Annotated in this window: 11 protein-coding genes and 1 pseudogene; 11 read left to right on the top strand and 1 reads right to left on the bottom strand. The window is 40.2% G+C overall.

The window, feature by feature from the left end:
* Positions 1-19: 19 nt before the first annotated feature.
* From AC59IL_RS28200 to AC59IL_RS28165, 8 genes are all read left to right on the top strand, one after another.
* A complete protein-coding gene (locus AC59IL_RS28200) occupies positions 20-622 on the top strand; it encodes a DUF3109 family protein (protein ID WP_496555574.1) in 603 nt (200 codons plus the stop codon).
* 47 nt (positions 623-669) lie between these two features.
* Positions 670-2,052 carry a LutB/LldF family L-lactate oxidation iron-sulfur protein gene (locus AC59IL_RS28195; RefSeq protein ID WP_496555573.1) on the top strand — a complete coding sequence of 461 codons (1,383 nt, stop codon included), beginning with the start codon at positions 670-672 and terminating at the stop codon, positions 2,050-2,052.
* Positions 2,053-2,165: 113 nt separating this feature from the next.
* Positions 2,166-3,491, top strand: coding sequence for a polysaccharide deacetylase family protein (locus tag AC59IL_RS28190; RefSeq protein ID WP_496555572.1), 1,326 nt, complete (start codon positions 2,166-2,168; stop codon positions 3,489-3,491).
* Between the two features lie 341 nt (positions 3,492-3,832).
* Positions 3,833-4,486, top strand: coding sequence for a hypothetical protein (locus tag AC59IL_RS28185; protein ID WP_496555571.1), 654 nt, complete (start codon positions 3,833-3,835; stop codon positions 4,484-4,486).
* Entirely contained in the window at positions 4,483-5,010 is a 528-nt protein-coding gene (locus AC59IL_RS28180; RefSeq protein WP_496555570.1) for a hypothetical protein, read from the top strand. The genes AC59IL_RS28185 and AC59IL_RS28180 overlap by 4 nt, the downstream gene beginning before the upstream one ends.
* Positions 5,011-5,342: 332 nt before the next feature.
* A complete protein-coding gene (locus AC59IL_RS28175; protein ID WP_496555569.1) occupies positions 5,343-5,792 on the top strand; it encodes a hypothetical protein in 450 nt (149 codons plus the stop codon).
* 82 nt (positions 5,793-5,874) lie between these two features.
* Positions 5,875-6,021, top strand: coding sequence for a hypothetical protein (locus AC59IL_RS28170; RefSeq protein WP_496555568.1), 147 nt, complete (start codon positions 5,875-5,877; stop codon positions 6,019-6,021).
* A gap of 46 nt (positions 6,022-6,067) precedes the next feature.
* Positions 6,068-6,394, top strand: coding sequence for a DUF1493 family protein (locus tag AC59IL_RS28165; RefSeq protein ID WP_496555567.1), 327 nt, complete (start codon positions 6,068-6,070; stop codon positions 6,392-6,394).
* 444 nt (positions 6,395-6,838) lie between these two features.
* Here the strand turns inward: AC59IL_RS28165 and AC59IL_RS28160 are convergent.
* A pseudogene (locus AC59IL_RS28160) lies at positions 6,839-7,300 on the bottom strand (bifunctional phosphoribosylaminoimidazolecarboxamide formyltransferase/IMP cyclohydrolase); the annotation flags it as partial.
* Between the two features lie 308 nt (positions 7,301-7,608).
* On the opposite strand from AC59IL_RS28160, the gene AC59IL_RS28155 reads away from it, so the two are divergent.
* From AC59IL_RS28155 to AC59IL_RS28145, 3 genes are all read left to right on the top strand, one after another.
* Positions 7,609-9,087 carry a hypothetical protein gene (locus AC59IL_RS28155; protein WP_496555566.1) on the top strand — a complete coding sequence of 493 codons (1,479 nt, stop codon included), beginning with the start codon at positions 7,609-7,611 and terminating at the stop codon, positions 9,085-9,087.
* Between the two features lie 111 nt (positions 9,088-9,198).
* Complete coding sequence (locus tag AC59IL_RS28150) at positions 9,199-12,873, top strand: DUF5977 domain-containing protein (protein ID WP_496555565.1); 3,675 nt, start codon at positions 9,199-9,201, stop codon at positions 12,871-12,873.
* A gap of 16 nt (positions 12,874-12,889) precedes the next feature.
* Positions 12,890-13,432 (top strand): hypothetical protein, encoded by a 543-nt coding sequence (locus AC59IL_RS28145; protein ID WP_496555564.1) that lies wholly within the window; start codon positions 12,890-12,892, stop codon positions 13,430-13,432.
* Positions 13,433-13,473: the final 41 nt, after the last annotated feature.

Here is a 13,473-nt window from a genome sequence, read left to right as displayed (position 1 = left end):
GGAAAATAAATATATAACAGTGATAGTAGTTAACAACGTACTCATCAGTGATGAAATCGCGGAAGCTCAGTTTGTTTGCGACCTTGTAAAGTGCAAAGGCGGATGCTGTGAAGAAGGAGATGCCGGTGCCCCGCTCGAAAACGAAGAGCTGGATATAATGGTAGAGGTATTCGAAAAAGTAAAACCCTACCTTACCCCCGAAGCCCTTGCCGAAATTGAGCGAAAAGGTAAATATGTTTACCATAAAGAATTTGGCTGGGTAACACCTACTCTCGGCGGCGATAACGAAATATGTGTTTATGGGGTACGCGACGAAAAAGGCATCATCAAATGCGCTTTTGAACAGGCTTATAACGATGGCATCATCGGCTGGAAAAAACCAATCAGCTGCCATTTCTTTCCCATTATTCAAAAAAACGGCCGCAAGGGCGACTACGACAGAATGAATTACGAGCCCCGGGCCACCCTGTGCAACCCCGCCTGCTCGTTGGGTAAAAAATTAAAAGTACCGGTATATAAATTTCTGAAAGAACCCATCGTTCGTAAATATGGTGAGGATTTTTACAATGCGCTTGATAAGGCGGCTACCGAGTACTTTGAAACAGGGGAGGCCACCAGCTAAACGAAGTAAGAGAACTTAGAACTTAAAACTTACAACTTACAACTCAAATGAGCGGCAATTCTTCATCTTTCATGGCCAAAAGCACCATTAAGGCTGCAGATCTTGAACACAGGCGTAAAGTAAATTTTAACATCAGCAAATACAACGCAACCGTACCGCTTGGCAAGCAGCAGTTCAGTGATGTGCATCTGGCGCGTGAAAGGGCAAAAAATACAAAATGGCGTGCTATTGAAAACCTCGATAAGCACCTTGAAGAATTTGAGGCAAATCTTACCAAACGCGGAGGAAAAGTAATATGGGCCGAAGATAGCAAACAGGCGCTCGAAGAAGTGCTTGCTATTTGCAAAGCGAAAAACTGCAAAACGATCGTGAAGAGCAAGAGCATGGTGACCGAAGAAATTCACCTGAACCATTTTTTAGAAGAGCATGGCATCGAGAGCGTTGAAACCGATTTGGGCGAATATATTCAGCAGTTGGACGGTGAGCCGCCCTATCACATCGTTACGCCGGCCATGCATAAAAGCAAGGAAGACATTGCCAAACTGTTTGCCGAAAAACTGCACACAGCCCCCAATCTTTCGGCCGAACAGCTTACACTTGTGGCCCGGGATAAATTGCGTGAAAAATATGTACGGGCCGAAGTGGGTATCACCGGCGCCAACTTCATACTGGCCGATATTGGCGGAGTGGCCGTAAGCGAAAACGAAGGCAATGCCCGCCTCAGCAATGCTTTTCCCAAAACGCATATTGTAATTACCGGCATTGAAAAGGTAATTCCTTCGATGAACGACCTGGCGTTGTTCTGGCCTTTGCTCGCAACCTTTGGTACCGGACAATGGATCACTTCCTACAACTCAATTATTTCAGGTCCACGGCAACCGAACGAACCCGATGGGCCCGACGAAATGTATGTGATACTGCTCGATAACGGCCGCACCAATATACTGGCTAATGAAAAAGCCAGGGAAAGTCTTTACTGCATCCGCTGTGGCGCCTGCTTAAATGCATGCCCCGTTTATAAAAATATTGGCGGTCATGCTTATGAAACAACCTACAGCGGTCCTATAGGCTCTGTAATTACTCCCCATTTAAAAGAAATGAGCGACTGGAAGCATTTGAGCTATGCTTCGTCATTATGCGGTAACTGTACCGAAGTTTGTGCGGTAAAAATCAATCTGCACGAGCTGTTGCTCGAAAACAGGCACGAGGCAGTAGAAAGCGGAGCCGCCCACTGGGGTGAAAAAATAGCCTGGAAAGTATGGAAACAGGCCAGTTTGCACCGGTTTATGATGAATATGGGCAACGACAAGCTGAAGAACTGGATGGTAAATAAAGTGTTTAAGGGCTGGACGAAAAACCGGGCCGACCTGAATTTTACCCCTAAAACATTCAATGAAATGTGGCGGCAGAAACACGCCAACAAGCAATAGCGCCCTGAGCGGAGTCGAAGGGTCGGCATATTAAAGCGTTGAGCGAAGTCGAAACGCTGCTTAAATCAATGTTTGAATTTGTATATTGCCTATGCCTATTGCCAATTGATTGTATGTTGATCTATTCCCATACCATTTCACCTCGTCTGCAATATATTGTTGATTTTTTCAGTAAAGAATTGTTCGACGAACCCATCAGTATAACTACCGATGAGGCATATTTTAAAGCAAGTGATGGGCCCCGTTTAAATTATTCTGCCGGCGAATTTTCGGATCAGGAATTTTTTATACGTAATACGCCACTGCTTTTTGAAACGGGTATTAAACCCCAGGCTATCGAATGCTTCGAGATTAATTTTTACAAAGCATTTTTTCAAACCTCAGGCGATTTTCCGTTCGACATTTTTGCTGCTTCCTTTTATTTGCTGAGCCGCTACGAAGAGTACCTGCCACATGAAAAAGATGAGTATGGCCGTTATGCGCATACCAATTCACTGGCGTTTCGCGAACATTTTTTATCGCAGCCACTTGTAAATAGCTGGCTGCATTCGTTTAAGCAGGCGTTACAATTTAAATTCCCCGCACTTGTTTTTAAACAGGGCCAGTTTAAATGCGTATTAACCTACGATATCGATATGGCCTGGTCGTATTTGCATAAAGGATGGTTGCGTACGCTGGGCGGGTTTGCCGCTTCAATAAGAAAAGGCCAATGGCAGGCTGTTAAAGATCGCTGGCAGGTATTAACCCGTAAAAAGAAAGATCCCTTCGATTGTTTTGAATGGCTCGATGCCTGGCATTTATACTGCCGGATAAAGCCTTACTTCTTTTTTCTGGTGGCAAAAAGAACATCACGGTACGATAAAAATATTTCAACTCAAAAAAAGCCGTTCCGCGACCTGATCACCTATTATGCCGAAACCTATAATATAGGCTGGCACCCTTCGTGGCAAAGCGGCAACGATAAAGCGTTGCTGAAAGAAGAGCTGGAGTGGTTGCAGGTGGTGGCCGATAAAGAAATTACTCAAAGCCGGCAGCATTATATTCGTTTTACCATGCCTGTTACTTACCGAAGGTTGATCGAAACCGGAATAGAAAAAGATTTTTCAATGGGCTATGGTAGTATCAATGGGTTCCGCGCTTCAGTCTGTTCGCCCTTCTACTGGTACGATCTTGAAAAAGAAGAAGCGACTTCACTCCTGATCTATCCCTTTTGTTTTATGGATGCCAACTCGCTGTTTGAGCAAAAACAATCTCCCAAACAAACCTACGATGAACTGATACAGTATTACGAAAGGGTAAAAAATTATAAAGGCGTTTTCATTCCCATCTGGCACAACTTCATATTAGGCACCGACCCACAGTTTAAAGGCTGGCGCGAGCTGTTTGAGTTGTTTATGAAAGAAACGGTGTACTGGGATGCGTATTATGATGAAGTGTGAGGCGGTTACTATATCAATAAAACGCATGCAATTTTTATTCACTCTGTTTTTTTGTTTCTCAATAGTTTTGTATTCTCTCAAATTTATGTATTGGGCGACTCGTTACGAATTGATTTTGTGAAGCCTGATATTCACAAAAATCTTGAAAGTGAAAATGATTTGAATTTTATTATCAGATTTAAAAATATATCTAACAGACCAATTCAAGTATATTCTGACCTGATTTGTGAGAAATCTCCAAGCATTTTTGGCAACTATGATATTCATCTATTTAAAAAGGTTAAGAATGAATATATACAAGTTGATTATTATCCGGTCTCATCAATAGCGAGGGGATACATTTGTTTACTTTTATTGACAATCTTGAGAATTCAATTGTTGTTATACCAAAAGATAATGAAAAAGCATTTTATTCGGATTTCTATAACAATTTTGTAAAAACTTCCGATAATGCTAATGTTGATGCAGATGCTTTGAATACTAATTTAAGAAGTTACGGAGTGAGTTATTCTACAAGTGAATATTTTTCTTATTATGATAAAAATTCAAAGGATATTTATAAAGGAAAAGATTGGGATAATGGTACAATTGACATATTCAAGCCAATAGATGGAAAAGGAAAGCTAAAAAATGAGCATGCTGCCTCTACTGAAATGAAAAATGGGTATAAAAGAATAGTTCCAGATTCAGACAATGCCGGTAATCCCAGGAATGCCAGTCCTAAAAATGGAGACTTAGGCATTCATACCCATACAAATGAAGGTAGGCGTTGGTCTGGATTGGGTGCTGATGGATTTTATAGGCCAGAAGCTGTTCTGTCAGGTCGGAACGCATTAGGTGAAGATATAACAAAAACCAGTGGAACAAATGCCAGACAGGGTAACTTTAGAGTAGTTGTAAGCACGACCCATGTTTATTTATATGCTGAAGGGCAAGTAATGATAGCCGTAGATAGAAAATTAACGCCAAGCAAAAACCCAGGTGAAATAAAATGAGAGTATTAATTATCATAAGCAGTATTTGCGTTTTGAGCTGTAATTTGGTTAAACAAAAAAATCACAAGGATAATAGTGGAAGTGTTTTGGTTAATAAAGATAGTATTGGAAAAGTTGACAGTATGAAATGGATTTATTATTCTATGAATTACTATGGGAAGGCTTTGTTTTATGACTCTCTAAGTAAAAAAGAGATTAAATTGGATCCAGTTGAATGTGATGTTGTTCTTGACACTTACAGGAAGGTGACAAGCGACTCATCTTATTACCTTTTTTCTCTTAATAGACCAGGGTATTCTTTTCTTTATGTTAATTTAGCTTCCATAGATGGAGTAGGGATTTATAGGAATAATATTTATCCAATTACAGGGCACGTAAAATATGTTTACCAAAATAATCTGGATTCCGTTAAATCGCTATTCACTAGAGCCGATAGCGCTTTTAGAGTTTATCTAAAAAAATATTCAGGTAAAATGTCTCCTTGGTTGAAACAAGAAGCAGTGCGAAGGAACATTTTACAATAGATAGCAAAAGCCGCAGCGCCTGCTGCGGCTTTGTTCTTACTTAGCATGCCTACAAGATAATCTCCTGGATGCGAAATCTTCATATTAAGAAGGGAAATATAAACAGGTTCCACGTTTCATAGGCCTGTAACCTTGACACCTGTAACTGTAAAGGGATAATCGAAGCAAAGAAGGAAAGAAATGAGGAAGAAGATTTGCCAAGGTTTACCTGGGGGCAGGTCAATGCACAAATAAATGAATGGCTTGCCATTAATCCTAATATTAAAGTGACATACAGATAATATGTTGTAAAAAATTGTTGTTAGCAAATTTTTTACCAAAAACTATGATCTATGATATCTAAGAAGTTATTTTTAATTTTTGTTTTTGGAGCTTCCTGCTCACCTCTTTTTTCTCAAAACGTAAATCGATGCGAACTACTTAAAAAATTCTTGAACTTTACTGAGGTAATTTCTAGCTTTCATTTAGATAATAAAAATGATTCCCTAATCTTAATTGATAAAAAAAATGCTTTTGCTAAACATTGCGGTGTTATTGTGTGGAAGGAAAAGACTGTTATGGTAAAATTTGATTCTATTTTAATTGAGGAGATAAGAAAAAAGGACCCATATATATTATTTAAGGATAACTGCAACATCTTTGTTTTGTCCGATTATTCAAGAAATAAAACTTTGCATAGTTTTAGCATTTTGCAACCTTGTTCAAATTTGCTTACAGAAGGGAAAATGAAAGTGGTTGATGGTAAATATGAATTGGTGAAAGTTAAGAAATATGTCCTTTAGAGAGGTCCAGCATATGATTGGAATACTGCACCTTCAAAGATTCCACACCGGTGGACGCTGGGGTACAAAAATTTTGGGACGATTGGCTGTTTATTACGCTGTATATGATGCAATAAAAACGGATATTGAAATCATGGATCATACTATTGAAACAGCTCCGTTAAATTCAAAAGATGGAAAAACTGCTACAAAGGATGATATGATCAGAGGCTACTCAATCGGATTTTGAATATCAGGAAGGAAAAAAATTATTTGGAAACTAAATAGGAAAAACAATGAGCAGTAATATAGAAGCAGAAAACCGGTTTGCTGAATTAGTTTCTTTCGTAAGAGAGCAAATACGTGAATATAATATGCCGATTACACGGGAAACTTTGATAGAGGACGGTTTAGGAGTTACAGGAGATGAAGCGGTAGATTTAATAATAGCTTTTAGTAAGAAGTATAATATTGATATAAGCAACTTCAATTTTGGAAAATACTTCTATGATGAGCCAGGTGTTTTTAACTTCCAAAGTCGAAAAATAGAACCCTTTGCAATTGGTTATTTAGAAAAAGCGATAATTGCGGGCCGTTTGGATGAAGACGTAATAAATAGTTAAGTAACAAAAAAACTCAGCGATCACTGAAGCTTTTGTTAGGTGTGCCCGGCATGATCATAAACTTGGAGGGGAAAGTCCTCTACTGATCCTGATAGTGGCAATCGTTAGCTGAACGACAAGGGTGTCCACTCTGAAATCGCAGGCAAAATCCCGGTTTGACGAACAGAAACTGCATACAAGGTAATAAGTGATGGTGATGCCGCTAACCAAGTTAAAGCCCGATACTAATCCATTAATATCAGATATTACATATGCCGAAAGCAAGTGGATATATTTTGAGGTCAAAAAAGTGATTATTAGAAAACCTGAACCATTATAGTGAGGTTTCTTTTATCCACAATTTACATTGGTTCAGGAATAATATACAGTTAAAACAAAACAGGTTCCGGATTTCATAACCTGGAACCTGTAACTGCAAACCGGCAACCGGTAACTGGTAACCAGTTAGTGCTTAAAATGCCTCATCTCTGTCATCACCATCGCTAACTGATGTTGTTGGCAGTATTCAATGGAATCTTTATCACGCACTGAACCGCCCGGTTGAATAAAGGCTGTGATACCTGCTTCGTGGCCCAGTTGCATACAGTCGTTGAACGGGAAAAAGGCATCGCTGGCCAGTACGGCGCCATTCAAATCGAACTTAAACTGGCGGGCTTTTTCCAATGCATTACGCAGGGCATCAACACGGCTGGTTTGTCCGCATCCCTTGCCAATAAGTTGTTTATTTTTTATAAGTGCAATGGCATTCGACTTCAGGTGTTTGCAAACCAGGTTTGCAAATTCCAGATCGGCTTTTTCTGCAGCGGTAGTTTCGCGTCCATCTACTTCTTTCCATTCAATATAATTGCCTTTATCTTCTCCCTGGGCAAGCACGCCGTTGAGCACCGATTTATATTGTTCTTTACGTGTTGCAGCTGCTTTTTGCTCGAACTATTTGAGTTATTTATGAAAGAAACAGCGTACTTGGATGCGTATTATGATAAAGTGTGAGGCGGTTATTCTATAATAAATAAGCTCCAAATAACTCCGGGGAAAAAAACATAAAATCATGTGTTTTTTCTCCTTGATAAATTTTTACCTCGTATCATCTTTGTTATAACATTGCTAAATATAATGCGAATTTGGCGTGTAGGGATTACTGATAAGTAGCGTTAGTAATGTGGGTATTTAACATAACTGACCGATTCCCGATTACTTATTACCAAAAAACCTTAATGCAACCAAAACCTTTGCTTGTCCTGCTTATGAGCCTTGTCCTGTTCCATTGTGCCCGGGCTCAGGATTCTTCTTCACTTTACAACAAAGTATTTTCCGCTCCTGATAAATTATTCAGTTCCATCAACAAAAAAACGAACGACTTTAGCGATAAACTGGTAAAGCAAACCAACCGGTATCTTACACGCCTTGCCAAAAAAGAACAAAGGTTAAAAGAAAAGCTTTGGCGTACCGACTCGGTAAAGGCTAAGGCCATTTTTGGTGATCCGCAACAAACCTACGCTGCCTTACAATCGAAGCTCAGCGATGGAACCGGCAAATTGGATAAATTCAGCAACGTATACAATGGTCATCTTGATTCGATGAACACTGCCCTTAAATTCCTGCAACAAAACGAACTCCTGGGGCAGTCGCCTGCAACACAGGCAAAGTATAAACAAACACTGGAACAATACGCAGGGTTACAGAGCAAGTTGAATGGTACAGATGCGATAGAAAAAACGCTGCAGGAACGGCAAACTTATTTAAAAGAACAGCTCCAACAACTGGGTCTCACCAAACAGTTCCGTAAATATCAGCAGGACCTATATTATTATAAAGCGCAGATGCAGGAATACAAAAACACCTTTGATGATCCGCAGGTAATAGAAGAAAAAGCATTATCGCTGTTAAGGGAAGTGCCGGCTTTTAAAAATTTCTTTGGCCGCTATTCTGAATTGGGCGGTTTATTCCGCCTGCCCGGCAGTGATGCCGGCGCCGGCAGTGCGCCAATTACCGGCTTGCAAACAAGAGACATGTTGCAGCAAAGCATGGTTCAACAATTTGGCAGTACCGAAGCCATGCAACAGGCAGCGCAACAGGGAATGAATGAGGCACAGGCACAGTTAAAGCAGTTAAAAGATAAACTTCTTAACTCCCCCTCCACCGGAGGGGGGCGGGGGGAGGCCAACACCCCCGACTTTAAACCCAACAATCAAAAAACAAAAACTTTCTGGAACAGACTGGAATACGGCACTAATTTTCAAACGGCGCAGTCCAATTATTTCTTTCCCACTACTACCGACCTCGGTTTGTCGGTAGGTTATAAGCTAAATGATAAAAGTACCATAGGTGTAGGCGCCAGTTACAAAATGGGCTGGGGTAAAGACATCCGCCATATTTCGATTACACATGAAGGTGTCGGGTTAAGATCATACTTAGATATGAAACTCAAGGGGAGCTTTTATGCAAGTGGGGGATATGAATATAATTACCAGCCATTAACGCTTGCAGGATCATCCTCCCCCTCCATCCCGCCGATGGCGGGAGGGGAGGCCTCTGCCTGGACGCAAAGCGGATTGATAGGAGTGAGTAAAATCATTTCTGTAAAAAGCAACTTTTTTAAGAAAACGAAAGTGCAGTTGCTGTGGGATTTTTTGAGTTATCAGCAGGTGCCAAGGACGCAGCAGGTATTATTCCGGGTAGGTTATAATTTTTAAAAGCGAAAGGGAATTATTGAATGCAGATAAATGACATGTCTGCATCGATTTCAATGATTCTTTGGTTACAAATACAATCATGCTATAAGAGATAATTTTAAAGGTATTAATATGAAATATAAACAGGTAAATGGCTCTCTGGGAAAACTACTTTTTGTAATGATTTTTGTTTTTGGATCAACCAGGGCGGCGCTGGCGCAACAGGCGCCTGCAATTATACCTCCTTCGCCGGTTGCCCAGCAATTTCAGCGATTTTTGGGCTATCCCGTATCACCGGCTACAGGTCTGGCGCAAATTTCCATACCCCTGTATAATCTTCAGTTGTCAGGTTTAACTATACCATTTAGTTTGAATTATCACGGAGATGGAATAAAAGTTGATCAGGCGCCAGGCAATATTGGATTTGGATGGGTGTTAAACCCAGGTCTTATGATTTCCCGTACAATTCTTGGCAATGCTGATGATTATCATAAAACAGATGCTATTCCATCAAATGAATATCAAGTGTTGAATCTTACTAAATTGCAACTTGCCGATATGTCACTCCCACTGGGCTCTCCTGATGATGCTCCTACAAAAGATGGCCAGTACGATATATTTACTATCCATTTGCCCACTGTAAATGCAACATTTATTTTAAAATGGGAAAATAATGTTCTTAATGCGGTTTTACTGGAAGACGCACCTGTTAAAATAGTTCCCAATAGACCAACTGGTTCAGCTACTCCCTTTTTTTATGGGTTCGAAGTATATGATCAAAATGGTATTCAATATTCTTTTGGCCCGGTAACTGGCGGCATTGATTTTACAGAATCAGTAGACGTAGGTACGAGCTATACTACCAGTTGGCTGCTTCGAAAAATTACACTACCTGGGGTTGGCAATACGGTTTCATTCAGTTATGATAATGCAGCAACGCTCCAAATGCCCCATGTAAACCAGTCTATGTCTATTTTAGATGATGCTTCTTTTCCGGCAGAATGTGGCTCCGCTCCCGATTTGGGAGGTGCAGTTAAAAGCAGCGATATTGGAGTTGATGGTATGATAAATCCCAATTATGTTGTGAAAGCTTTAAAAACAATTACTTTTCTCAATGGCAGAATTGAATTCAGTTATACAAACAATGATAATTACCTGTTGTCTGCTTTTACTGTTTACAACCAGAGTAATAATGTTATAAAAAACTGTGCTTTTACCCGGGCAGGCGGCACCACCTACCAGATGTTCCAGCTTACTAAATTGGCCGTCAGCGGAGAAGGTGAATATAATTTCCAATATAACACCCAGGATATTATTGCAGCTACGGCACAGGATTACTCAGGGTATTATAATGGTAAACAAAATCCTTCATTAGTTCCACTGGTTGTATTGCCGACATGGGTAAGAAATAACGGAAGGCAAATTAATTCCGGATCTTTTGGTGAAGCCGATCGAAATGCAGACTCACTATACATACAGGCCCGCATACTTAAAAAGATAATTTATCCTACAGGGGGATGGACCAGTTTTGATTATGAACCGCACCAGTTTATATCGAAAGGGGCCACCGATTTTGGCCTTGGGCTGCGGATAAAAAAGATCAATACGTATGATTCCCTGGCTAATAAAACAATTACTAAAACGTACAAATACGGACAAAACGAATCTGGTCTTGGTAATCTCGGTATGCCTGTTTCCAGGAATAATCAGGTTAGTGCCATTGACGGGCTTTCATTTGTTGGGGAAAACTGGGTTTACAAAGACGGTGATTGCTTCCAACTATACCGGCAAAGGATTCTTGGTTCTAATGCTAAGTTTAGTGCATTTAATTTTAATGTTCCTGTTTGGTACGATCATGTAACTGAATATATCGACGAGGGTAAAAATGTTTATACCTATTCATACAATGCTACACGCTTCATGAATATAATAGCTCCTCTGGGAGGTTTTACAGTATCTGCAACCTCACTTGACTTCTCGCACGATAGCTACGTACCCGATGTATTGAACCTCGCTTCGGCGCCAAAGCTCGATACCCAGTTTATTTATGATAAATCCGGCCTTGTATTAAAGGAAGTTATAAACAGCTACAGTATTACATCGCCCGCTATTACAGGACTCATAGTGGAACCCCGATTTTATTGTTATCTCAGCGGCAATCTTTCTAACTATAATATGACCAATATGGTACAGTTTAGCGGACATCCATGGACTGCTGAACTGGCAACTCTGAACCCATTTATGGTCAGTCTTTATCAAATAGCTACAGGCAGGGAAAGTCTGCTGTCTACCACTGAACGAAATCATACATCAGCTGGCATCATGGAAACAGTTACACAGTATGATTACGAACCAAATGTACTGTTTAATCTTTCTTCAAAACGAATAACAACCAGTACAAACGATTCACTGACTGAATATTACTATTACCCCACCACAGCATCTATACCTAATTTGAATAGTTCCCAACAGGCAATGGTTACCACCCTTAAAAACAATAACCGGTTGACCACCTTGGTACAAACGTTATCTTTCAAAAACACCACGACTCCGTTAAACGGTACCCTATATCAGTACAAAGACTGGGGCAATAATATTTTAGCGCCTGAAATAGTGTATACAAAAAGCGGTAATAATGCTTATGAAAGTCGACTTCGGTATTATGTCTACGATGATAAAAATAATGTTATTTCAATATCCAAAGAAAACGATGCACGTGTAAGTTATATCTGGGATTACAATAAAACTTATCCGATAGCCGAAGCAAAAAATGCTATCTATGATCAGATTGCCTATACGTCTTTTGAAGCCGACGGCACCGGCAACTGGACTTTTAGCGGAACACCATCCTCTAATCTGGTAGCGCTAACCGGTAAAAATGCATATAATTTAAATGGTTCAAATAGCATCACCAAAACGGGCCTCACCAGCAGTGTTGTTTATATAGTATCATATTGGACAAAAAATGCAGGTGCATTTACTATTGCTGGTACACAAACCGGATACCCTATTGCAGGAAGAACAATAAATGGCTGGAAATATTTCGAACATAAAATAAGCGGACTAACGCAGTTGAGCATTGGCGGTTCCGGTTTGATAGATGAGCTGCGATTGTATCCGGCAAATGCCCAAATGGTCACATATACTTATGATCCCTTAATTGGTACAACTTCTCAATGCGATGCTAATAACCGCATAACATACTATGAATATGATGCAGCTAACCGGTTAACATTAATTAGAGATCAGGACAAAAACATTGTAAAAAGATTCTGTTACAATTATTGGGGCCAGGCCGGGGACTGCAACTACTACTACAATATAGCCAAAAGCGGAACCTTTACCCGCAGCACCTGCGGAACTGATTATACTGGTTCAACTGTTACATATACAGTTCCTGCGGGAAAATATAGCTCAGCGGCCTCACAGGCTGCTGCCGACCAGCTGGCGCTGAATGATGTGAATGCAAGCGGTCAGGCTTACGCTGATAGTATAGGAACCTGTACTGCATCTCAGGTATATATAAACACGACCAATTTCACCACCATGACCTTTATTGCTCTTTATAAAAATACTTCAACGAATAACACTTATTCTATTACCATATACCCCTACACAAGCGGTGCTTCCCTGGGGCCAATTCCTCCCGGAACTTATGATGTGACTGTCACCCCCTATTATGGCGGCTCTAATTTATATGAGTGGTGGATGTTTGGTTATTATATGGCGGGATACAATAGTATAACGCTTGATGGAGTATCGATAGGCAGCAGTTATGGTGCTGATATTTCAATTGGTGATTATTAATTTACAAATATTGATTATGATAAGAAAAATAATTTTTATTGTATTGCTTTCTATACCTGTTTGCGTATTCAGTCAACAGGCTCTTTATAACATCACTTTTCAGGATATTAACAATAACCAGGTTTCAGTAAATACATTTTCCGGTAAAAAAATTGTGATATCGGTAATTGATGCTGCCAACCCAAACGAACGGTATCTTAAAATGCTCGATACGCTTTGTCGCAACAACAATACAACCGTACAGGTTATTGCTGTGCCGGCTTTCAACTTTTCAACCGCCATTAGCAACGATTCACTGGCGGCTATTTATAACCGGCTACATCTGGCATACATTATTTCAAAACCGGCTAAAGGTAAAAAAGCTGATGGCGTACAACAGCACAGCCTGTTACAATGGTTAACTCATAACGCTTCAAACGGGCATTTTGATAATGATGTGGAAGAACCCGGTCAGCTATTTGTGATCAGTGATACCGGCGTTTTGTACGCCGCTATGAAAAGCAAAATATCGCCAACCGGAGCCACTATGAACAAGATTATTTCCCGTCAGGTACAGTAACAAAATAATTCAGCCATTAACCCAATCTTACTGTTCTATCA

This window comes from Niastella sp. sgz303648, from assembly GCF_059587045.1.
Note: the sequence above shows the minus strand (reverse complement) of the source record. Positions and strands in the feature narration are given on the sequence as shown.